We start from the raw sequence: 22108 nt of genomic DNA on the forward strand, positions 1-22108 counted from the left end.
CTCACAAGCCTGGCGCTGGCGAACCGCCGGCCGGCTGGAGCCGCGCTTCGGCGGCGAGAAGGGACTCGATCATTGATGCGGGCACCGGCGGGGAGAGGAAGTAGCCCTGCCCCATCCGGCAGCCCAGGCGGCGGAGCAGGGCCAGTTGCGCGTCGTCCTGGATGCCTTCGGCGATCGCGTCAAGGTTAAGTTTGTGGGCCAGTCCCAGGATGCCTTCGAGCAGGGCCGCGGATGCTGTGTCGGAAGCGCTGGCGGAGAGGAATGAGCGGTCGATCTTGAGGATGTCCGCAGGCAGCTCGGCGAGAGTGCTCAGCGAGGAGTAGCCGGTGCCGAAGTCGTCGATGGCGATCCGGACCCCGAAGGTCTTGAGCCGGTGGAGCGCCTGGACACCGCCGTCGATGCTGCTGGCCAGAGCCGTTTCGGTGACCTCCAGCACAATTTTGTCTGCTTCCGCAGCGGGATCCTCGAGAACACTCTCTATCCCGCCGAGGTTCCGCGGACTGGACAATTGCAGGGAGGAGAGGTTGATCGACACCCAAAGGTCTTCGCAGTGACCGATCGAGGCCCGCCAGCGGGCGCCCTGCCGGCTCGCCGTGCTGAGCACCCAACCGCCGATCGCCTCGATATCACCGGTTTCTTCGGCAAGGGCGATGAACTGGTCCGGCTCCAGCAACCCCAGTGTGGGATGGTTCCAGCGCACCAGTGCCTCCACGCCGAGGATTCTCCCGGTGTCCAGGTCAGCGACCGGCTGATAGGCGAGTTGCAACTGCCGCTCGGGCACTGCCGCGGCCAGCGCGGCACGCAGTGCCGCACTGTGCGTCATCCTGTTATAGCCCTCGGCATCGAAGCTCTGGAACCGCCCCTTGCCTCCTTGTTTTGCCATGTACATCGCGAAGTCGGCCTGCCGCAGCAGATCCGCGGGCTCCCCGGTTTCGGGCCGGTGAAGGGTGGCCCCCAAGCTGACTGAAACCTTCAACCGGACGTCTCCGACGGCGAATGGCGACCCGAGAACGTTGTGGATCCGCTCCGCAATCGCGGCCGTGGCGGACCCGTCGGCGTCGTCCGCCACGACGATCGCGAATTCATCGCCGCCGAGCCTGGCGGCGAGGTCGCCGGAGCGCACGCAGGCCCGCAGCCGGCCGGCCAGTTGGATAAGCAGCGCGTCGCCACCCTCGTGGCCCAGCGTGTCATTGACATCTTTGAAGTCGTCAACATCGACGATCAGAAGTCCTTCGTGCCGGGGCTTGCCTTCGGAAGCGGGCTCGAAGGAGACCGCGAGACGCTCAGTCAGCGCCGCCCGGTTGGCCAGCCCGGTGAGCGGATCGTGGGTGGCCCGGTGCGTCAGGGCCAGATGGCTGTTGTGGACAGCAGCGGCCATGGAGTTGAAGGCTTCTGCCAGTTCACCCAGTTCGTCGCGCCGGACGACGTCGATGCGGTGGCTGTAGTCCCCGGCCTGCAGTTTAAGGACACCGACGTGCATGCCCTCGACGGGCCGGATCAGGAACTTGACCAATCTGCCGCGGAAGTAGATGACGGCAGCCGCGGCCAAGGCGAAAAGGGCGCTGCGCGCTGCGATCACTGTCTGCTCCAGCTCAGCACTGTAGGCCAGACCGGAGTCCATCGCTTCAAGGGCCGACTGCTGGATCTCATCCAGCAGGACGCGGACCCCGGAGCCGGACATGGCAAGGGCCGGTGCGCCGGTCAGGCGGCTTGCCGTGACGCCCTGTACCTGGTTGCCCCACAGCCCAAGTGCTGCGAGACCGTCCTGCCACTGCGCTTGGGCTGTGGCGGCGGTCCCGCGCATGTCCCTCTCTGCCGGCAGGACCTGGATCGCCTCGTCGAAGCGGCGGGACACGTCCAGTTGCTGGCGCAGGAATTCCGTGCGGTCAACCGGAGCATTGGACAGCAGCCGCTGCGCGGCCTGTTCGTGGGTATCAACTGCAGTGCGCAACTGCGCGACTGTCTCTAACGCGCTGTGGAGTCCGGCGGAAGCGTTTTGAACCTGGTCACCGACGGCCCGAACTCCGGCAACCGTAGCGACGGCCCCCAGGAGGAGCGCCACCAGCATTACTGCGAACGCCCTGGACCATTCAGTCTTGAGGCTCCAGGTGCGCCCGGGGCGTCGGGTCGCGGTGCCTGCGGGAACAGCTTCGGTACCGGCATTGCCGGTGCCGAAGCTGTTGAGGACAACGTCCCCGTCCGGGGCAGCCCCGGCCGCCACCGCAGGCCTGTCTTCCGGCGTCGTGGTCCAGTTCCGCATGATTCCGCCTCCGGCTCCGCACCGGCACGCGCCGAATCGTCAAGGAAAAGCGTATCGGAACGGGCCGCGCAAGCCATGACCTGCGTCGCTATCGGGAAAATGTGACGCGGACAGTCCGTCAGTTCATGCAGTCAGCGCAGTACGAGTGGCCGGATTTCTCGCGGGCCAGCTGCGAGCGGTGCCGGACCAGGAAGCACGAATAGCACATGAACTCGTCGTCTTTCTGCGGAATGACGGTGACCGTCAGTTCCTCGCCGGACAAGTCAGCGCCCGGCAATTCCACACCTTCGGAGGTGTCCGCCTCGTCGAGTTCGCGGGTTACGCTGCGCGCGTCCGGTGCGTTCGCGGAGCGAAGAGCCTCCAGCGAAGCGTTGCGGGTCTCCGCAACGTCGGATCGGACTTCGTCATAATCGGTTGCCACCTGGTTGATTCTCGATTCCATAGTTCTGAGTTTCCCGGGATTGAACGGTACAGCATCCACGTGCGCAATAGCTGCGGGCGGGCGCCCCCGGGGCAGTGACCCTCACGACACCTCCGGCTGGCCGTCACCTACATCCCGGGTGTGTAAGGATCTTCGCCCGGATGTCATCTGCCGTTTACGCCGGGGTCTTAGCCTGATTACTTAGGCACCAGCCGCCGCAGAGGAGACGTTATGGCAGATATAACCGCAGTTCTAGGAAGGCTTACGCCCGAGGAAGTTCAAGGCCTCCGGGCCTGCGGGCCGGCCGGTCACCTGCCCAGGGATCTCACGGATGCGCTTGACCGGGCAGCAGGCGGTCCTGGCTCCGGGCGGGGCTACTACGTTCCCAGCGGCAGTGTCAGCGACACGGGCAGGCCCCACCTGGTGCTGCGCAGCGACGTCTCCGATTGGCTGTTTGGAAAACCTTCCCTGCTGCCGCAGGGCACCAAAGAGAACTAGGCAACACAGCGTGCGTGCCAGCACCCTGGATCAGGGGTGTCCGTGGCTGCAGCCCGCAGGGTTCTCCTACTGGGTGACCCGGATGAAGAGCGGATCCATCGGCTGGCCGGCAGCGTACTGTCCGTCGAAGAGTTCGGATCCTTCCGGAGATATGACGACGTCGATGTGATCCCACACCAGGGACCCGTCGGACTGGTTTGGTCTTGCAGGGCTGAGGAAACCAATAGTGGCGCGGTCCTGGCCGCCGCCGTCGCCGGTGCTGATGGAGAGCACTCCGCTGCCGCCCGTGAAGGTGATCCAAGGGTCCAGCAACCTGACCAAGAGCATTCCATGGTGGCCGGCGAGCCGGACGTCTCCGCGGAAGCGCAGCACTCCAGTTCCGCGCGCAACGTCGTAGTCGCAGGAACCGGGGCCGAAGCAGAAAAGCGAGTCATCGGCCTTGGCAGCCCCGCTGGTTGCTGAAACGGACCCATCAGCCAGGCTGGCGATGTAATCGATGAAGCTGCGCTTGACGCCCCAGCTGAGGCCCAGCGGGGGCAGTCGATCGGCTGGATCGGACGCTCGGTTCACGAAGGTTCTCCTGTAGGTGAAAGGCTGGTCTCCTCTGAGCCTATCGGCGGATTGCCCGGCAGCTGAACTGTGGCGCCGGGTTGCCCGGCTCCGGCGCTGTGTTGTGCCGCCGCAGCCCCACCGGTCCGGCGCTGCGGTACCTGCCCTACGTTGCGGGTACTCAGAATTCGCCCGCCTAATACTTGGGGCCACAAGGACGTATACCCGACTTTCCACGGAACAAAGGATCGGGTAGTTGCACTTCTTGTTGCACCCGGATCCGCGTGCAACGGTTTACCTAGAAGGCCGGATGGAATTGAGTCTCAGGGGCGGATCCGAATAGCTCCTTTCGGCGCTTCCAGGCGCGATTAGTTGATAGTTGGGGAGGGGATCAACGTGGAGAATCCGAGCGAACCCACGGTGGCAATTTCGGTCCGGCTGTTCGGATCGTTCGAGGTCCGGCGAAACGGCACCGTCCTCAAAGCAGCGGACCTGGGAGGCTGCAAGCCGCGCCACATCCTGGAGATTCTCCTGCTGAACCTTGGCACACCGGTGTCAAAGGCCCGGCTTGTGGAGATCCTGTGGGGACCCCGGGCCAGCGGCGGCGCCGTCGCCACACTGGAGAGCTATGTCAGCAGCCTCCGGCGCGCGATCCAGCCCGGCAACACCAAGTCGGGCCCGCTTCGGACCGCAAACTCTGGCTACGTGCTGGACCCGCAGCTGGTGACACTGGACTTGTTTGAGTTCCGTGAACTGCTCCGCACGGCCCGGAACTCTCCGCCGGCCCAGGCGCATGCACTCTCGATGCGGGCCCTGGAACTGGCGACGGAACCGCTGCTGGGCTTTGAACTTGCGGCCGACTGGGCTGAGGAGGCCCGGACCCGCCACGAAGCCGACAAATTGGGGGCCCAGATTCTCGCGGCTGAAACAGCTGCATTCCTCGCTAGGCCCCAGCTCGCCATTTCACTGGCGCAGGCCGTTATCCGGTCCGAGCCGCTCAACGAACGTGCATGGACGGTCCTTGTCGCCGGATATGAGGAGGCGGGCCTGCCGGTTGAGGGCCTCTCAGCGTATGAGCGCTGCCGCCGGCTGTTCGACCGCGACCTGGGCTGCGCTCCGGGGCCAGCCTTGCAGACTGCCCACCTGAGGCTGCTGAGGCAACAAGCCGAGGGAAACGCGGAGCTCTCGGAAGTCCTGGCAGCGGTGCTCTATCTGGGGGAGCGGCTGCATGGCTCCAAATCAGTGCAGCCTGCCGCGGCGGAATCCCGGCGCCTGCAGGAGAACGCCGGCCGGGTGCTCGGCTCTTTTATGCAACAGGCGCTGGCCATGGCCGTCTGAAGTCCGCTGCGGTGCCGCCGCTTCGGGAACGCACGCGAGTGAAAAGCCGCGTCGCACACCACCGATGAGCAGGAACCGGCGTTAGCTTCATCACGCGACGGGCATTCACCGAAAATCCGGGGGCTGCGGGCCCCATACTGGAAAAGGCCCAGCGGACCTCTTTCCTTTCCGCCCGCACGAGGACAATTTATGAAAACGATGAGTATTGCGAAAAACGCCGTCACCAGCGAGTACTTCCCCGCGGCAGCAGTGCTCGCCGCCGTGGCGCTGTTCTGGATCCTCGGACTCTGCGGGGGCCTGTCGCTGTTGAGCGACCACCAGACGCCGTTGACCACGCTTAGCTGGCTGTTGTTCGTTTATGTCGCAGCCGTCCTCACGCCGCTCGCGGGACTTCTCGCGGCGCTGGACCTGTCACGCCGCTGGCTGCGCAACCGGGCGCCGGGCGTCGCGGGGAACGCCGAAACGGCGTCGGCTTAGCCCCCGGGCCGCGCTACTCGAAGCGTGCGGGGTCACCCATGCCGCGCCGGACGATTTCCGCAGTGCCGCTGGAATAGTCGATGACTGTGGTCGGCTCCGCGCCGCAGTCGCCGGAGTCGATGACGGCGTCGACCACGTGCTCAAGCCGTTCCTTGATTTCCCAGCCCTGGGTCAGAGGCTCTTCCTCGTCCGGCAGCAACAGCGTGCTGGAGAGCAACGGCTCGCCAAGTTCGGCGAGCAAAGCCTGGACAACCCGGTTATCCGGGATACGCACCCCCACCGTCTTCTTTTTCGGGTGCAGCAGGCGCTTGGGAACCTCTTTAGTGGCGGGCAGGATAAAGGTGTAGCTTCCCGGCGTGACGGCCTTGATGCTCCGGAACACGTCGTTGTCGATCTGCACGAATTGGCCCAACTGGGCAAAGTCCTTGCAGACCAGCGTGAAGTGGTGTTTGTCATTGAGGTGGCGGATAGTCCTGATCCGGTCCAGCGCTTCCTTGTTGCCCAGCTGAGCACCGAGCGCGTAGCAGGAATCGGTGGGGTACGCGATCAGCCCGCCGGACCGGATCATTTCCACCGCCTGGCTGATGGAGCGCGCCTGGGGGTTTTCGGGGTGAACATCGAAGTATCTCGCCATGGCACGAGCTTACCGCCGCCGGTGGCTGGACCGCCTGCCGCAGGGCCCGTGAGTCAACTTCCGGTCCGCTGGCCGCAGGGGCGGATCGATCCCACGCGGGTGAATGCCAGCTCCGTGCTCTCATACGGCGAGAGCCGCGAACATAACTGCCATCGAAACCGAGGACACGAGTTCAAGGAACGGCGCGCCGCTGCCCGTCCGGTTGCCGCGTCGGGCCCGCCGGAGCAGGAGCACGCCCCACACGGCGCCGGCTGCCCCGAAGGCAACCGCCAGGACGGGAGCTGACAGGCTTGTCCATTCCGGCAGCGCGGCCGGAAGGGACCCAGCCGGCGACGGCCGCGCACTGGAGCCACCGTGGTGCGCCGCCAGGTCCGCAAGGCCGGCGGCCGTCGGAGCGGCCGGTGTCCCGTGGGTGCCACGTAAGTCCATGACCGCCAGCATGTAGGCCATGGCAGCCATGGTCAGCGCGTTGTACAGCAAACTGCCACGGCTGGCTTCGCCCTCGCGGCGGCCGTGCCATGGTCCGGCGGCGGTGATGTTCTGCACGGCGAGGGGCCTGGGGCGCCGGGAGACGGCGCGGAGCACGAACCACCAGGCGGCAAGGCCAAAGACCATGGTCTGGGGGAGCGCGGGCCACCGGACCCCGGGAACAAGCATGGCCGCCATGGCCGCCAGCATCGCGGCATGGAGGCCATATGCAACCCTGGTGGCCGGTGGCGACCTGCGGCTGGCCCGAAAAACCGCGAACAACGACGCTGCCAGCAGCAGGGCCGTCAGCCCCCAGCGCGCGACGTCGTTCGCAATCAACGGTGCCCGGTCAATGCTGCTCTTCGTGGTGAATGCGTTCCTCGAGTTGCCGAAGTGCTGCCCCGCTGCCGCCCCACTGCTTGGCGATGAACTCGGCAGCGATGGAAACCGCTGTCTCCTCGGGAGTCCGCGCGCCAAGGTCGAGTCCCACCGGGCTGTGCAGCCGCGCCAGCGCTTCCTCGTCCACTCCCGCCTCACGCAGCCTCGCGATCCGATGGTCATGGGTCCGGCGCGAACCCATGGCACCGATAAAAGCCACGGGCCGGCCGCGCAGGGCAACGCCCAACAGTGGAATATCGAACTTCGGATCGTGGGTGAGAACGCAGATCACGGTGCGCTCATCCACCAGGTCCTGTTCCAGCTGCTCGGTGAGGTAGCGGTGCGGCCAGGCATTGATGACCTCTGCGGCGTCGGGAAAGCGAGCGGGGGTAACGAAAACGGCCCTCGCATCGCACACCGTGACGCGGTAGCCGAGAAAGGTCCCCAACCGGGCCAGCGCGGAAGCGAAATCGATCGCGCCGAAGATGAGCATTCGCGGCGGCGGCGCGTAGCTCGCGAAGAAGACCCGCATCCCGGTGTCCAGCCGCTCGCCGTCGGGGCCGTAGCTCAGGATGCCGGAGCGCCCCGCGGCGAGCAGGCCCTGGGTGTCATCGCCCACGGCCTGATTTGCCCGCCCGGAACCGAGGTCGCCTTCGAAACCGTCGGACCGCACGATCAGGTGCCGGCCCAGCCAGCTGTTGTCCGGGTGTTCGATCACTGTCGCGACCCCGACGCGCCGCCCGTCCTCGATGTCCTGCCTGACGGCGTCGAGCTCGGCGAAGCGTTGCCGGGAAACCGGCTCCACGAAGATGTCGATAATCCCGCCGCAGCTCAGACCGACGGCGAACGCGTCGTCGTCACTGATCCCGTAGCGCACCAGGACGGGAGTGCCGTCCTGCCTGACCTGCATGGCCAGCTCGTACACGGCACCTTCGACGCAGCCGCCGGAGACCGAGCCGGCTGCCGTCCCCTCTGCCGTGACAAGCATGGACGCCCCCGGGAGGCGGGGGGCTGACTCGAACGTGCCCACCACCGTGGCGAGGCCGGCGGTGTCACCCCTCCGCCAGCCCGTCATCATGGCCGCCAGGACATCACGCACGGTCGGACTTCAGCCTTCCAATCGCCCGGATCAGGCGGAACGCCGAGAGCCGCCCGGCCACGTAGGAGATGCAAGCCACCACGGCTACAAGTACCAGCACCTTGACAGGGCTGGAGAGCTGATCCGCTGCGATGCCCTTGGCGAGGCTGAGTGCGTCCAAACTGCCGGCGGGGGCAGATGCCGGGGCGGTTGTCGGGGCAGGCGCGCCCGCTGCTGGCACGGCGCCCGGCCGCAGTCCCGGAAGTTCCGACGACGGCGCCGGGGCCACGGCGGTGGCCCCGGCTTCCGGGGCGGCCACAGGCCCGGGGACCCCGCCTGCCGGAACGGTGCCGGGCGCGGCGGGCGCGGCGGGCGCGGCGGGCGCGGCGATCATGGCCTGCAGATTGCTGGCGAAAAGGGTCATCATCTGTTCGGTGACGCTGCCGATCACGCCCTTGCCCATCGCGGCGGCCTTGCCCGAAAGCGATAGCTCGGCCTTGACTGTCCCTCGGGTTGTGCCGCCTGCCTCTTCCGTCAGAAGCAGCGTCACAGTGGCTTCGGCGGTGCCTTGGCCGCGGGTTTCCTGGGCTTTGCCGCCGAGTACGGCACGGTGTTCGCCGGCATTGCGCTCGATAACGTAGAGCAGGCCTTTGTACTGCATGTTGACCGGGCCCAGTTTCACGCTCATGCCCACCTGGTAGGCGTCGTCGGAGAGTTTGTTCAGGATTTTGGCGCCGGGGACGCAGCCAGCCACACGTTCAAAGTCCATAATGGTGTCCCAGACGGTGTCGATCGGTGCTAGGACCGCAAAGGTGCTGTCTATTTGCATCAGTTCCCTCTTCCCTTGAGTGATGGCTGGCTGTCGCCGCGGATTGCGGCCGCCACCGCAGCCAAAGCCGTGTAGCTGTGTCCGCTGACGAAGGCGTCACAGTATGGCAGCGCCGCCGCCATGCCGCCCGCCAGGGGCTGGTATTCCGGGGCTGCCTTGCGTGGATTGACCCAGATGATCCGTTGGGCCAGGCGCCGCAGCCGCGCCATCTGCGCCGCGACGTTGTTGGGGTCCTCCTGCGCCCAGCCGTCCGAGAAAATCACCACCACCGCGCCCCGTGCCAGCCCGCGGCGGCCGTGTTCATCAACGAAGTGCCTGATGCTGTCGGCAATACGGGTGCCGCCGGCCCAATCCGGGGCGGCCTCCGCGGCACGGGCCAGGGCCTCGTCCGGGTCGCGAAGCGCCAGCTGCCGGGTCAGACGCGTCAGCCGGGTGGAAAACACGAAGGCCTCGGCGCCGGCCGTTGCCACGGCTCCCTGCAGCAGTGAGATGAAGATCCGCGCGTACGGTTCCATGGAACCGGAGACGTCGCACAGCATCACGAGCTTCCGGCGCTGCTCGCGGCGCCGGGCGTACAACAGCCCCGTCGTGTCGGTGCCGGAGCGCCGCGACGCGCGGACCGTGGCGCGGACGTCCAGCCGGGCGCTGCTGTGGGCGGACTTGCGGGTGCGGCGGCTCAATCTCGTGGGGGTGGCGAGCAGCAAACGGGACGCCAGCCGCCGGATTTCCAGGACTTCCGCGTCGGTCAGCTGAGCGAACGCCATCGCGTGCAACTGCTCATCGGTGGAGGCCATGGCCAGGACTGCTTCCCGTTCCGGGGCGTGGTTGTCCCCGTTGCTATCCGGTCCCGCGGCGGCAACCGGCGGCGTCGCCCGCGGGTCGGCCGGCGCGTTGCCCGGGGCCCGGTCCTCGGCCGGGGAGGGCCTGGTGCGTGCCTGCTCCGGGGGACCGGGCGGCGGGGCGGCCGGGGCGGTGGCGCGCGGCGGTGCAGCGGGGTCGAATCCGGCGCGGAATACGGCAGCGAAGACGGCATCGAACGCGGGAAGCTGTTCGTGAGCTGACACCAAGACCACCCGGGATGCCCAGTAGAGGGTTTCGACGTCGGCCGGAGGGACCAGGCGGAGAGCCTCGGCCAGCCGGACTGCCCGGTCCGGAGAGCACGGTAGCCCGGCCCGGCGCAGGGCGGTGACAAACGCAGCGGACAAGGCGGCCGCCTCCACCGCGGGGGGCACGGGGGCCGTATCCTGGACTGTTCCGGCGTTCAACGCGCTCACCCGCCTGCACCGCCCACAAGCCAGTTGGCCCCCCGGGCGCCGACCAGTTCCAGGTCGTCGCGGTTCTTGACGATCGACCCGAGGGTTCGTTCCGCTGTCTTCGAGTCAATGTGCTCGATGCCAAGCACGGCGAGGGCAGACACCCAGTCGATGGCCTCGGAGATCCCCGGCGGTTTCGCGAGGTCCAGCGTGCGTAGCCTGGTGATCATGGCGGCGGCCTGCAAAGCGAGCGGGCCGCTGCTGGCAGGCACACGGCGGCGGACAATTTCAGCGATCCGCTCCGGACCGGGGTAATCGATCCAGTGGTACAGGCAGCGCCGGGTCAGGGCATCGTGCAGGTCCCGTGTCCGGTTGGAAGTCAGAATAACGATCGGGGGATGGGTGGCCCGGATGGTGCCCAGTTCCGGGATCGTGACGGCGGCCTCGGCGAGCAATTCGAAGGTGAAGGCCTCGAATTCGGCGTCGGCGCGATCGATCTCGTCCAGCAGCAACACCGCCGGGCGCGGTCCGGGATGTTCGATCGCCTGCAGCAGCGGCCGGCGCAGCAGGTACTCCGGGCCGAAGAGGTCGGTCTCGGTCACGGAGGCATCCCGCACTTCGGCAAGCCGGATTCCGAGGAGCTGCCGCTGGTGGTTCCACTCGTAGAGGGCCTCGCCGGCGTCGATCCCCTCGTAGCACTGCAGCCGGTACAGCGGCGTATCCAGCAGTCCGGCAAGGGTCTTCGCCACCTCGGTCTTGCCGACGCCCGCTTCGCCCTCCAGCAGAAGGGGCTGAGGCAGCCGGACGGCCAGGAACAGCGCGGTGGCCAGTCCGACGTCGGCCAGGTAATCGCTGCTGTCCAGCGCCGAGACCAGGGACGCAACGTCGGGGATCCGCCGCTGGATATCCTCCTCCGCGCCGGCGCGCGCAGCGGCGTTCACAGCTCGCCCTCCAGCCCGGCCAGGACCCGCCGGTAGTCCTCGTCGGTGTCGACGTCGAGCGGCACGGGTCCCGGAACGCGAAGTTCGACGGCTTCGTCGGACCGCTGCTCCAGCAGCTTCCAGACTGCCTTGTCGCCGTGCAGGGCGGCCAGATCCGGGAGCATCCGACGGGTAAACGCCAAGGGGTGGCCGACGCCGTCGTCGTAGCGGCAGACGGCGATGCCGGGGGCATTTTTCCCGCCATGGTCCGTATCCGTGGCCAGGAGCCGCAGCAGGGCGCGGGCGTCGACGGAACGGACACCCGGCTGGTCACCGAGCAGCAGGAGCACGGCGCCCGTTTCCGGGTGGAGAGCGGCGATGCCGGCGGCGATCGAGGAGGAACAGCCCGCACCGAAGTCCGGGTTGAGCACAATCTCGCAGCCTGTGGTGTCGACCGTGCGCCGGACCTCCCCGGCCGAGCCTCCCAGGACCAGCACGGTCTGCTCAAGGCCGCAGTCCCGGGCGACCGCCAGCACGGCGTCGAGTAGCACCCCCGTCCCGTAGGGAAGCAGCTGCTTGGCCCGGCCCAGGCGCCGCGACGCTCCGGCCGCCAGGATCAGCCCCGCCGTCCGGTGCCGTGCGGGTGGACGTTCAGGGGGTGAGGTCATAGTGCTCCGGATCTTTGCGGAAGGCGGCACGGCAGCCGGGTGAGCAAAAGTAGACGGTCACACCGTTGTGCTCAAGGTGGATCGAGGAGTCGGCCGCGGCAACGGACATGACGCAGACAGGGTCGATCGCGGTGGGCTGAACTTCCGCTGCAGTAGCAGGGGCTGCCGTCGCCGGCTGCCGTGATGTCGACCGCTCCTGGATGAGCTGGGCCAGGATCGAGAGCGCGATTTCGCCGGGAGTGCGGGCCCCCAGCTGCAAGCCGGCCGGGGTGAACACCCGCGAACGCTGCGCCGGGTCGACGTCAAGGGATTCCAGTACCGCTGCGCCCCGGGTCCCACTGGCCACAAGCGCGACATACGGCACCCCGGCACGCAGTGCGGACTCAAGCGCGGCCTCCTCCGCCTTGCCGTGGGAGGCCACAATCAGCGCCGCGTCGTCCCCCCGCGGAGCCGCGGATTCGCCGTCGGTGAGTTCCACTGCCATTCCGACGCCGGAGCCGAGGCTCTCAAGCGCCTGGGCCACGGGCGTTGTACCGACCACCAGAACCCGGGGCGCCGGGATGCGCGGCTGAAGGAAGATCTCGATTGCCCCGCCGCTCAGGCAGGGGTTGGACACCTCAACAGCCCCCTCCTCAGCGCTGCGGGACGGCTCGCCGGGGACAACGCGCAGCAGCAGGGGTTCCTGCGAGGCCAGGACCTGCAGGCTGTACTCCCGCACCGAGGATTCGACGCAGCTCCCGCCGACGAAGCCCTGGATCTCGCCGCCGGGCAGGATGAGGGCTGTATCCCCGGCGTGGGCGCTGGTGGGGTGCTGGGCCCGGACCACCGTGGCGTGCACAAACGGCTCACGGCGGGAGGCGAGGTCATTCGCCCGGGCCGCGAGGGAATCTCCAGTCGGTGCCATGTCAGATCGGCGGCCTTGCCCGGCCCTGCATGGCGGCCCAGACCCGGGCCGGCGTGCAGGGCATGTCCATGTGAACCACCCCGTAGGGGGCCAGTGCGTCGACGACGGCGTTCACAATCGCCGGCGGTGAGCCGACGGTGGCGGACTCGCCGATGCCTTTCGCCCCGATGGGGTGGTGCGGGGACGGCGTGACCGTGAATCCGGTCTCCCAGTCCGGCACCTCCATCGCGGTGGGGATCAGGTAGTCCATAAACGATCCGCCCAGGCAGTTGCCGTCGGCGTCGAACTCGATGATCTCCATCAGCGCCATCCCGACGCCGTCGGTCAGCCCGCCGTGGACCTGGCCCTCGATAATCATCGGATTGATCCGGGTGCCGCAGTCGTCGACCGCGATGAAGCGGCGGACCTTGACGTGCCCGGTGCCCGGGTCGATGTCGACCACGCAGATGTAGGCTCCGAACGGGAACGTGAGGTTCGGCGGGTCGTAGGTGACCTCGGCGTCGAGGTTGCCATCAACACCGTCGGGCAGCGTCATGGTGCCGTGGGCAGCCATGGCGATTTCCGGGATGGTCTTCCCGGCGCTGGGATCTCCTTTGACGAACCAGCGGCCTTTCTCCCACTCGAGGTCCTCGGGCCGGGTCTCCAGCATGGCTGCGGCGATCAGCTTCGCCTTCTCCCGCACCTTGCGGGCGACGAGGGCGACGGCGCCGCCGCTCACCGGCGTCGAGCGGCTCCCGTAGGTGCCGAGGCCGAACGGCGTCTGGTCGGTGTCGCCGTGGACGACGTCGATGTCTTCCGGCGGGATGCCCAGTTCTTCGGCGACGATCTGCGCGAACGTCGTTTCGTGGCCTTGGCCCTGGCTTTGCACCGAGAGGCGGACCACTGCCTTGCCGGTGGGATGGACCCGCAGTTCGGCACCGTCGGCCATGCCGAGGCCCACAATGTCGAAGTGCTTGCGGGGGCCGGCACCAACGGTCTCGGTGAAGAAGGAGATGCCGATCCCCATCAGTTCGCCCCGGGCGCGCTTCTCCTGCTGCTCGCGGCGCAGTTCGTCGTAGCCGGCGAGCTGCATCGAGAGCCGCATCGCGGGCTCGTAGTTGCCGGAGTCGTACACCCAGCCGGTCTTATTGGCGTAAGGGAACTGTTCGGGCTTGATGAAGTTCTTCAGCCGCAGTTCCGCCGGGTCCATTTCCAGTTTGCGGGCCAGGATGTCCACCATCCGCTCGACGAGGTAAACGGCCTCCGTGACGCGGAACGAGCAGGCGTAGGCGACGCCGCCGGGTGCCTTGTTCGTATAGACGCCAGTGACGGAGCAGTACGCGGCTTTCAAGTCATAGCTTCCGGTGAAGATGGAGAAGAAGCCGGCCGGGTTCTTAGTGGGCTGCGCAGTGGCGTTGAACGCACCGTGGTCGGCCAGGACGTTGGTGCGCACCGCGAGGATCTTGCCTTCCTTGGTGGCCGCAATCTCGCCCTGCATGATGTAGTCGCGGGCGAAGGAGGTGGACATCAGGTTCTCGGAGCGGTCCTCCACCCATTTCACCGGGCGGCCGGTGACGATCGAGCCGACGACGGCGAGGATGTAGCCGGGGTAGATGCCGACCTTGTTGCCAAAGCCGCCGCCGATGTCCGGGGACACCACACGGATCTTGTGCTCGGGGATCCCGGCGACGATCGCGAACAGGGTGCGGTGGGCATGCGGGGCCTGCGTGGTTTCGTACAGGGTCAGCTTGCCGTCGACGGCGTCGAAGTCGGCAATCGCGCCGCACGTCTCCATCGGGGCGGGGTGCACGCGCGGGTAGACGATCTCCTGTGAGACAACGACATCGGCGCTCGCGAAGACGGCTTCGGTTTCGGCTTTGTCGCCCATTTCCCAGTCGAAAATGTGGTTGTCCGTCCGGCCCTCGATCTCGTCGCGGATCACGGGGGCGCCGGCGTCGAGGGCCTTCCGGGCGTCGATGACCGGGGGCAGGACGTCGTATTCGACGTCAATCAGCTCGAGCGCGTCGCGGGCTGCGTAGCGGTCCTCGGCCACGACGAAGGCGACTTCCTGGCCCTGGAAGCGGACCTTGTCAGTTACCAGGACTGCCTGGACATCCGCCGAGAGCGTGGGGGCCCACGCGAGCTTGAGGCCAAGCAGGTCCTTGCCGGTAATGACGGCGAGGACCTTGGGGTGGGCGAGGGCATTGGTGGTGTCGATGGAGACCAGCCGGGCGTGCGCGACGGGGGCGCGCAGGATGGCGCCATGCAGCATGCCGGGCAGGACAATGTCGTCCAGGTAGTTGCCTTTGCCCCGCACAAAGCGCGGGTCCTCCTTGCGCTGGATACGGCCGTAGCCGATCGGGCGGTCCGAGTCACCGGCCGCCGGATTGGACGGCCGTTCGTGGATGACTGTCATGCCTTCACCTCTGCGTCTTCCGTGTGCGCTGCGATGTCCTCAACCACGGTGTCGGTTCCGTCGATGACCTCGTCGACCGTGGCGTCGCTGTCGGCGCCCGCCGGGTGGGAGGCTGCCCACTGCACCGACCGGACGATCGTGGCGTAGCCGGTGCACCGGCAGATCTGGCCCGAAATGGCCTGCCTGATCTCGGTGCTGTCCGGGTGCGGGTTCTTGTCCAGCAGGGCACGGGCGGTCAGCATCATGCCGGGAGTGCAGAAGCCGCACTGCAGCCCGTGTTCCTCCATAAAGCCCTGCTGGACAGGGTCAAGGGTTGCGCCGCTGGCGAGCCCTTCGACGGTGCGGATGTCGTGTCCTGCCGCCATCGCCGCGAGGACCGTGCAGGACTTCACCGGCTGGCCGTCCATCAGGACCACGCAGGTGCCGCAGTTGCTGGTGTCGCATCCCCAATGGGTGCCGGTCAGGCCCAGGACCTCGCGGATGTAGTGGACCAGGAGCACACGGGGCTCAATGTCGTTGGTGACTTCGTTGCCGTTGACGGTCATGCTGATTTGCATCCGCTTCAGCCTTCCTGTGTCTGGGCGGCGCGGGCACAGGCCTGCCGCAGTACCCGCCGGGTGAGTTCGTCGGCGAGGTGCCGTTTGTAGTCAATCGGGCCGCGCTGGTCGGCCACCGGGTCGCAGGCTTCCGCGGCGATCCGTCCGGCCGCCACGAACAGTTCCTCCCGTGGCTGCTGGCCGCGGAGCAGTTCGGTTGCCCCGGCGACAGTGTGGTCGAGGCCGAGGGCGGTGAGCCCGACGGCGGCATCAGTAATAGTGCCATCTGCTGCGAGCGTCACGGACGCGCCGGCGGCGCCGACAGCCCAGTCGCCCACTCGTCGTTCGACCTTTTCGTAGGCGCTGCCCGCGCGGGGGCGGATGGGGAAGCGGAGCTCGCACAGCAGTTCGTCCTGGCCCACCGCCGTCTCATAGGGCCCTCGGTGGAAGTCGGCAATGGCCAGGACGCGCTCGCCGGCGGGTCCCCGGATCACGGCTTCGGCACCCAGCACGTCGCAGACCGTGGACAGGTCCTCGGCCGGATCGGCCTGGCAGAGCGATCCGCCGATGGTTCCTCTGTTGCGCACGACCGGATCGGCGATCACCGCTTCGGCGTCGCGGACGATCGGGAAGAGCGCCGCGATCTCGTCAGATTCCAGCAGGGTCGAGTGGCGCGTCAGGGCGCCGATACGAAGCGTGTCGCCGTCACGAAGGACGAAGTCGAGCTCGTAAAGGTCGTTGATGTCGATCAGCCATTCGGGCCGGGAGAGCCGGAGCTTCATCATCGGCAGGAGGCTGTGCCCCCCGGCGATGACCCGCGACTCCGGCCCGTGGCGGGAGAGGAGCTCCAGGGCGTTGTCCACGGAAGTGGCCCGCACGTAGTCAAAAGGAGCCGGAATCTGCATTGTTCCCACCTCACCCCGGGGCGCTGGCAACGTCGCGCAGCACCGATTTGGGGCAAGTCTTGCCTCACCTGATACGCAGTGTCAATATCGTCATAAGCGAAAGGTTATGACGCTGTGGCCATGACATTAAGCCAGCTCCGCACGTTCGCCCTGGTCGCCCGCCTGGGGTCGCTGCACGCTGCCGCGGAAACCCTCGGAGTCAGTGAACCGGCAGTTTCCGCGGCCCTGGCGGCGCTCCGGCTGGACCTTGGCGACCCGCTCTTTGTGCGTGCCGGAGGGGGCATCGCGCTCACGCCGGGGGGCCGCGCCCTGGCGGACTACGCCCAGGACATAGTCGGCATGGCAGACCAAGCGCGCTGGCAGGTGGCGAACGCCAAGAACGACGCCGGACGGCTGAGGATTGCATCGACCGCTCCCTTTGCCGAACACGCTGCCGGTCGGTTGCTGGATCTCTTCACCCAGCGTGTCCCCGGAGCTGCGGTGGACGTAGTGGTCGAGTCCGCCGACGATCTGGCCTCGCTGCTGCAGGAGCGCGCGTACGACATCGCCCTCGGCGCCCGGCCGAGGTCTCCGGCCGGCACCGTCGGCATCGGAGCGGGAATGGAGTGCGTTGCGTTCCTGCGCTACCAGCGTGTTTTGGTAGCGGCGGCGGTACATCCGCTGGCCCGGCTGCACGGACCGGTTACGGCGGCCCGGTTGCTGGACCGGCCCTGGTTCGCCGGTCCGGCGGGGATCCAAAACAGCTCGGAGGAGGGCCGTTGGCTGGCCACGCTGGGAGTGGCGCCGGAGATCATCCGGCTCAGCAGCGAGACGGAGGCCCTGGCAGCGGTGCGGGCGGGGGAGGGCATCATGCTGGCGCTCGGCAACAATGTCCGAACCGAACTCCAGGGCGGCTCACTCGCCCGGGTACCCGTCGTCGGGACACCGGTCACCGGACTGTGGTGGGCGAGCACCCTGGACCACCGCCGGACCACCACCATGGCGCAGACGCTGCAGCGCTTCGCCGGAACCGCGGATGCGACTGCTGCGATGACGGCCCCCGGCGGTTCGAGGGGCTTGGAACGCCGGGGACCGAAGTTTCACGTCGCACTGTGGAGCTGAAGCTTCCCCGCCGGGTTTGACTGTCTCGCGTTGCGAAACACCGGGGTCGGTGCTAACCCTAGTGGGGGTAGATAATCACCCACCTACCGCTACGACGAGGAGCCATACATGACTTTGACCCGGGACGAAGACAGCTCACTGCGGCATTGGAGTGCCCGCCTGATTCAGGCGCTGCAGATTCTTGACCTGGAAGTAGACCACGAGAAAATCGTTCAAGTCGCAGACGAGTCACTCAAAGCCGTGGGGCCGCACGCCGATGCCGTCAGCGCATTCATCGTCGGATTCGCCGCGGGAACCGCTTCGACCGAGGGCCGCAAGGGGATCGATGAGGCCGTCCACGCCGCCGCCAACAAGGTTCTTGAGCTCTGTGAGCATGGCGAGTCGGGCGGACCCGACGAAGAGGGCTGGGCGAAGCGGGCACAATAGCCGCAGCAGCCGGCAAGCCAACACGGGAGCGGCTGCAAACCCCGTGGGAGCTGCGGGCAAACCCGCGGGACATGCCCACCCCTGGTTCCGGAGACTGGACATTGTTCCATGATGTCCAGTGGGCCCGGTCAGGGCTGGGCATGTCCCGCGGGAAAGCCTTCTACCGCAGCTGCGCCGCGCCGGATGCCGGCGAGCTCGAACTGTTCGCTGCCTGGTCCGGGCTGGGCTCAAGCCTGACGATAACGGCCTTGGACACCGGCGTGTTGCTGCCGTCGGCCGTATGGTCCAGGGGCACCAGCACGTTGGCCTCCGGGTAGTAGGCGGCGGCGCAGCCCCGTGCGGTCGGGTAGGACACCACGCGGAACTTCCGGATAATACGCTCCACGCCATCCCGGTACTCGCCCCGGATGTCAACCAACATTCCGTCGGCAAGGCCCAGCTCCACGATGTCGTCCGGGTTCACGAAGACCACATCGCGGCCCTTCTTGATACCCCGGTAGCGGTCATTGTGCCCGTAGATGGTGGTGTTGAACTGGTCATGGGAGCGCATGGTCTGCAGGATCAGGGTTCCCTCCGGCTTCTGCACGTGCTCCAGATCGTTGACAGTCAGCACAGCTTTGCCGGTCGGGGTGGGGAACGTCCGGGAATCCCGCGGTCCGTTCTCGAGAATGAAGCCACCTTCCTGCCTGATCCTGGTGTTGTAGTCCTCGCAACCGCCCACGACCTGCGAAATGTGGTCACGGACCAGGTCGTAGTTCTTCTCGAAGCCGTCCCAGTCGGCCTTGATCCGGTCCCCAACCAGCGCTTTGCCGAGCCGGCTGACAATCGCCGTCTCGGACAGCAAGTGGTGCGAGACCGGTTCAACGCTTCCCCAGGAAGGGTGCACGGCGCAGACGGTATCCTCCACGGAGACGAACTGCGGTCCGGACTCCTGGATGTCAATCTCCGTCCGGCCCATCGTGGGCAGGATCAGTGCCTCCGCGCCTGTCACAGCGTGGGAGCGGTTGAGTTTCGTGGATACCTGCACGGAAAGCTCAGTTCCCGCCATGGCCGCTTCGGTGGCGTTGGTGTCTGCCATGGCGCCTACAAAGTTTCCGCCGAGAGCCATAAAGAACCTGATCCCTCCATCGCGCATTTTGTTGATGGTTTCCACGGCGTCCACACCGTGTTCCCGGGGCGGTTCGAAGCCGAACTCATCGCCGAGGGCGTCCATAAAGGACTGCGGCATCTGCTCCCAGATACCCATGGTGCGGTCGCCCTGGACGTTGCTGTGCCCCCGGATAGGGGAGGCTCCGGCGCCGGGCTTGCCCATGTTTCCACGCAACAGCAGCAGGTTGATGATCTCCTTAATGGTTGCCACGCCCTTCTTCTGCTGCGTGATGCCCATGGCCCAGGTGATAATGACTTTCTCGGCTTTCAGGTAGCGCGACGCGAGTTCGTCAATTTCTTCGGTTCGCAGGCCGGTCGCAGCCAGGACCGCTTCCTCGTCTAGGTAGCTGAGGTGTTCCTTGAGCTCATCGAGTCCTTCGCAGTGCGCGGCCAGGAACTCGTGGTCCAGCACGGTGCCGGGGTTTTGTGCCTCAGCGTCGAGCACACGTTTGGAGATTGCCTGCAGCAGCGCCATGTCACCGCCGATGCGGATGTGCAGGAACTGGTCAGCGATTTCCGTGCCGCGGCCAACGATGCCTTTGACCTTCTGCGGGTTCTTGTAGCGGCGCAGCCCGGCCTCCGGCAGGGGATTGACAGCAACGATTTCGCCGCCGTTTTCCTTGCAGGCTTCCAGCTCGGTAAGCATCCGCGGGTGATTGGTGCCCGGGTTCTGGCCCATGATGATGATCAGGTCGGCATTGGCGTAGTCGTCGAAACTGACGGTTGCCTTGCCAATGCCGATGGTCTGGCCCATGGCCCAGCCCGAGGACTCGTGGCACATGTTGGAACAGTCCGGCAGGTTGTTCGTGCCATAGCCGCGGACCATCAACTGGTAGAGGAAGGCGGCTTCATTGGACGTGCGGCCGCTGGTGTAAAACGCTGCCTCGTCGGGTGAGTCCAGGCCCTTGAGCTTGTCCGCGACGATCCGGATCGCCTCCGGCCAGCTCACCGGCTTGTAGTGGTCCTCGCCGGCCGGTTTGTGGACGGGCTCGGTAAGCCGGCCCTGCATTCCCAGCCAGTATTCGGAGCGGGTCCGCAGTTCGCTGACGGAATGCTCCGCCCAGAACTCACTGCCAATGACCACCGGAGTCGCCTCCCAGGTGACAGCCTTTGCGCCGTTTTCACAAAACTCGAAGGTCTTGCGGTGCTTCGGGTCCGGCCACGCGCAGCTCGGGCAGTCGAAACCCTTCTTCTGATTCATCGCCAGAACGGTCTTGCGCGTCCGGTTCACACCCATGTGCTCGATGGCAGGCACCATGGAGTGCATCACTCCGGGGATGCCGGCGGCCCAGTCCTTTGGACCGTCTCCGACCACGAGGTCCTTGTCGTCGTATTCCTCGACCTGGGGGTTCTTGCTGGTCACGTGAACTTCCCTTCTGCAACCACCGCCTGTTTAGGCTGCGCTTCACTGATACCAAGCAGACTACCTTTTTGTCCTGAGACGGGCCTAGTAGTTGGCCCGGAGCGCCGGAAGGAATTCACCGTCGACGGCGGCGCCGCGGTTACGTAGCATGTGCGGTAGGCGGTGCGGCCAAAGTGAATCAGGGAGAGCCGGCCCGAATCCGAAAGGGTCTTAGATGCCGGAGCAAAAGGTAACGCTGGCGGGCTTCACCGAGTCGACCTTCAGCCACGGCGGCATCCACCACCAGGTGTTCCGGGCGGGAGCGGGCCCGGCGGTGGTCCTGATCCACGAGGTCCCCGGGATCCACCCGGGCGTGTTGGACCTGGCGCGCAGGCTGATCGAGAGCGGATTCACGGTCTATCTTCCTTCCATGTTTGGGCGTCCCGGCGGAAAAGCGGGTGAGGGAATTGTGAAGTCAATAGCGAAAGTATGCGTCTCGCGCGAATTCGCCGTCCTGGCGAACCGGAGCAGTCCCGCCACAGGTTGGCTGTGCGCCCTTGCCGCTACCGCCCATCAGGAGTGCGGGGGTCCCGGCGTCGGGGCGATCGGCATGTGCATGACCGGAAGCTTCGCGCTGGCCATGGCCCTGGAACCCGCAGTCCTCGCCCCTGTTATGAGCCAGCCAGCGCTGCCCGCGGGCCTGACGGCACGGCGGCGGGCCGCTGTAGGTTTGGACGACGTCGAACTGGACCGGGTGAAGGACCGGACCAGCCAGGGGCTGCGGCTCCTCGGATTGCGGTTCAGCAACGACCGGGCGTGCCCGGCAGAGCGATTCGAAACCATGCGGCGCGAATTCGGCGGGAGCTTCGAAGGGATAGAAATCGATTCCTCGCCGGGCAACCCGCTCGGAATCGCCCAGTCCGCACATTGTGTGCTGACCGTGGACCTGGTGGACACCCCGGGCCACCCGACCAGGGCGGCCCTTGACCGGACCATCGAATTCATCAGCGAGCGCCTGCTCCCGGGCCGTGCCGGTATTACAACACCCAATGAGGGGCCATGAAACTGCGCACAGCCGTGTGGACCGCAGCAGCGACCGCCGCCACGGCAGCGGCCGGGGGCCTAGCCACCGATCCGGACAGCCGCTGGTACCGGGGGCTGCGGAAACCGGGCTGGCAGCCGCCGGTTATAGCCTTTCCAGTGGTCTGGACTGCCCTCTATGCGGATCTCGCGGTCAGTTCCGCCGCCGCCCTGGACAGCGGCGAGGCGGAGGATCCGCCAGACGGCAGCATCGCAGCGGCGGAGACCCGTGCCTACCGGGGCGCCCTGGCAGTCAACTTGGTTCTTAACGCGACATGGAGTTGGCTTTTCTGGCGTGCCCGCCGGCCGTGGCTGGCAGCGGCGGAATGCGCTGTGCTGACCGCAAGCAGCGCCGATCTGGTGCGTCGTACATATCAATTGAACCGCGGTGCAGGCGTGGCCCTGGCCCCCTACGCGTTGTGGTGTGGGTTCGCCGCCGTCCTGTCGGCGGCTATCGCGCGTCTCAATCCTGGTGCGGCCGGCGGCCGGCAGTAATCCT

General features: G+C 66.8%; 22 protein-coding genes. 7 read left to right on the top strand and 15 right to left on the bottom strand.

Translation table 11 applies throughout. From position 1 onward, the window contains the following. Position 1 precedes the first annotated feature (1 nt). Together ABIB49_RS10005 and ABIB49_RS10010 are read right to left on the bottom strand one after the other, a co-directional pair. Complete coding sequence (locus tag ABIB49_RS10005) at positions 2-2260, bottom strand: putative bifunctional diguanylate cyclase/phosphodiesterase (RefSeq protein WP_354157023.1); 2259 nt, start codon at positions 2258-2260, stop codon at positions 2-4. Between the two features lie 118 nt (positions 2261-2378). Beyond that, complete coding sequence (locus ABIB49_RS10010) at positions 2379-2681, bottom strand: DUF4193 domain-containing protein (protein WP_226774361.1); 303 nt, start codon at positions 2679-2681, stop codon at positions 2379-2381. A 231-nt stretch (positions 2682-2912) separates the two neighbouring features. On the opposite strand from ABIB49_RS10010, the gene ABIB49_RS10015 reads away from it, so the two are divergent. Continuing rightward, positions 2913-3179 (top strand): hypothetical protein, encoded by a 267-nt coding sequence (locus tag ABIB49_RS10015; protein WP_226774349.1) that lies wholly within the window; start codon positions 2913-2915, stop codon positions 3177-3179. A 66-nt stretch (positions 3180-3245) separates the two neighbouring features. Here ABIB49_RS10015 and ABIB49_RS10020 read toward each other — a convergent pair whose 3' ends face one another. Continuing rightward, positions 3246-3749 (bottom strand): HtaA domain-containing protein, encoded by a 504-nt coding sequence (locus ABIB49_RS10020; RefSeq protein WP_226774350.1) that lies wholly within the window; start codon positions 3747-3749, stop codon positions 3246-3248. A gap of 375 nt (positions 3750-4124) precedes the next feature. Between ABIB49_RS10020 and ABIB49_RS10025 the strand changes: the two genes are divergently transcribed. Together ABIB49_RS10025 and ABIB49_RS10030 are read left to right on the top strand one after the other, a co-directional pair. Next, positions 4125-5066 carry an AfsR/SARP family transcriptional regulator gene (locus ABIB49_RS10025; RefSeq protein ID WP_354157024.1) on the top strand — a complete coding sequence of 314 codons (942 nt, stop codon included), beginning with the start codon at positions 4125-4127 and terminating at the stop codon, positions 5064-5066. 189 nt (positions 5067-5255) lie between these two features. Next, the gene (locus ABIB49_RS10030) at positions 5256-5543 is read left to right on the top strand and encodes a hypothetical protein (RefSeq protein ID WP_354157025.1); all 288 of its coding nucleotides are present in this window, start codon (positions 5256-5258) and stop codon (positions 5541-5543) included. Between the two features lie 13 nt (positions 5544-5556). On the opposite strand, the gene ABIB49_RS10035 is transcribed toward ABIB49_RS10030, so the two are convergent. From ABIB49_RS10035 to ABIB49_RS10085, 11 genes are all read right to left on the bottom strand, one after another. After that, positions 5557-6177 carry an L-threonylcarbamoyladenylate synthase gene (locus ABIB49_RS10035; protein WP_226774353.1) on the bottom strand — a complete coding sequence of 207 codons (621 nt, stop codon included), beginning with the start codon at positions 6175-6177 and terminating at the stop codon, positions 5557-5559. Between the two features lie 120 nt (positions 6178-6297). Continuing rightward, entirely contained in the window at positions 6298-6984 is a 687-nt protein-coding gene (locus ABIB49_RS10040) for a DUF5134 domain-containing protein (RefSeq protein ID WP_354157026.1), read from the bottom strand. A 10-nt stretch (positions 6985-6994) separates the two neighbouring features. Continuing rightward, on the bottom strand, positions 6995-8122 hold the full coding sequence (locus tag ABIB49_RS10045; protein WP_354157027.1) for an XdhC family protein: 1128 nt from the start codon (positions 8120-8122) through the stop codon (positions 6995-6997). Beyond that, complete coding sequence (locus tag ABIB49_RS10050; protein WP_354157028.1) at positions 8115-8930, bottom strand: SRPBCC family protein; 816 nt, start codon at positions 8928-8930, stop codon at positions 8115-8117. Before ABIB49_RS10050 ends, ABIB49_RS10045 begins: the two co-directional genes overlap by 8 nt. Then, on the bottom strand, positions 8930-10162 hold the full coding sequence (locus ABIB49_RS10055; RefSeq protein WP_354157029.1) for a vWA domain-containing protein: 1233 nt from the start codon (positions 10160-10162) through the stop codon (positions 8930-8932). Before ABIB49_RS10055 ends, ABIB49_RS10050 begins: the two co-directional genes overlap by 1 nt. Positions 10163-10200: 38 nt before the next feature. Then, positions 10201-11124: an AAA family ATPase gene (locus ABIB49_RS10060; RefSeq protein ID WP_354157030.1), complete on the bottom strand. Its 924-nt coding sequence runs from the start codon at positions 11122-11124 to the stop codon at positions 10201-10203. Continuing rightward, positions 11121-11771, bottom strand: coding sequence for a nucleotidyltransferase family protein (locus ABIB49_RS10065; RefSeq protein ID WP_354157031.1), 651 nt, complete (start codon positions 11769-11771; stop codon positions 11121-11123). Before ABIB49_RS10065 ends, ABIB49_RS10060 begins: the two co-directional genes overlap by 4 nt. Continuing rightward, complete coding sequence (locus tag ABIB49_RS10070; protein WP_354157032.1) at positions 11755-12675, bottom strand: XdhC family protein; 921 nt, start codon at positions 12673-12675, stop codon at positions 11755-11757. Before ABIB49_RS10070 ends, ABIB49_RS10065 begins: the two co-directional genes overlap by 17 nt. 1 nt (position 12676) lies before the next feature. Further along, entirely contained in the window at positions 12677-15070 is a 2394-nt protein-coding gene (locus tag ABIB49_RS10075) for an aerobic carbon-monoxide dehydrogenase large subunit (RefSeq protein WP_354157033.1), read from the bottom strand. Next, on the bottom strand, positions 15067-15627 hold the full coding sequence (locus tag ABIB49_RS10080) for a (2Fe-2S)-binding protein (protein WP_282468151.1): 561 nt from the start codon (positions 15625-15627) through the stop codon (positions 15067-15069). The genes ABIB49_RS10075 and ABIB49_RS10080 overlap by 4 nt, the downstream gene beginning before the upstream one ends. Before the next feature lie 5 nt (positions 15628-15632). After that, positions 15633-16511 carry an FAD binding domain-containing protein gene (locus tag ABIB49_RS10085; protein ID WP_226773163.1) on the bottom strand — a complete coding sequence of 293 codons (879 nt, stop codon included), beginning with the start codon at positions 16509-16511 and terminating at the stop codon, positions 15633-15635. Positions 16512-16631: 120 nt separating this feature from the next. Here ABIB49_RS10085 and ABIB49_RS10090 point away from each other — a divergent pair, with 120 nt between their 5' ends. Together ABIB49_RS10090 and ABIB49_RS10095 are read left to right on the top strand one after the other, a co-directional pair. After that, complete coding sequence (locus tag ABIB49_RS10090; RefSeq protein ID WP_226773162.1) at positions 16632-17612, top strand: LysR family transcriptional regulator; 981 nt, start codon at positions 16632-16634, stop codon at positions 17610-17612. 108 nt (positions 17613-17720) lie between these two features. Continuing rightward, positions 17721-18038, top strand: a complete 318-nt coding sequence (locus ABIB49_RS10095; RefSeq protein ID WP_354157034.1) for a DUF6457 domain-containing protein — start codon at positions 17721-17723, stop codon at positions 18036-18038. 160 nt (positions 18039-18198) lie between these two features. On the opposite strand, the gene ABIB49_RS10100 is transcribed toward ABIB49_RS10095, so the two are convergent. After that, positions 18199-20550: an FdhF/YdeP family oxidoreductase gene (locus tag ABIB49_RS10100; protein WP_283479692.1), complete on the bottom strand. Its 2352-nt coding sequence runs from the start codon at positions 20548-20550 to the stop codon at positions 18199-18201. Positions 20551-20764: 214 nt separating this feature from the next. On the opposite strand from ABIB49_RS10100, the gene ABIB49_RS10105 reads away from it, so the two are divergent. Beyond that, complete coding sequence (locus ABIB49_RS10105) at positions 20765-21592, top strand: dienelactone hydrolase family protein (protein WP_226773159.1); 828 nt, start codon at positions 20765-20767, stop codon at positions 21590-21592. Next, positions 21589-22104, top strand: a complete 516-nt coding sequence (locus ABIB49_RS10110; protein WP_226773158.1) for a TspO/MBR family protein — start codon at positions 21589-21591, stop codon at positions 22102-22104. Before ABIB49_RS10105 ends, ABIB49_RS10110 begins: the two co-directional genes overlap by 4 nt. Positions 22105-22108 lie beyond the last annotated feature (4 nt).

This window comes from Arthrobacter sp. UYCu512 (genome assembly GCF_040547075.1).
In the GTDB taxonomy this organism is placed as follows: Bacteria; Actinomycetota; Actinomycetes; order Actinomycetales; family Micrococcaceae; genus Arthrobacter.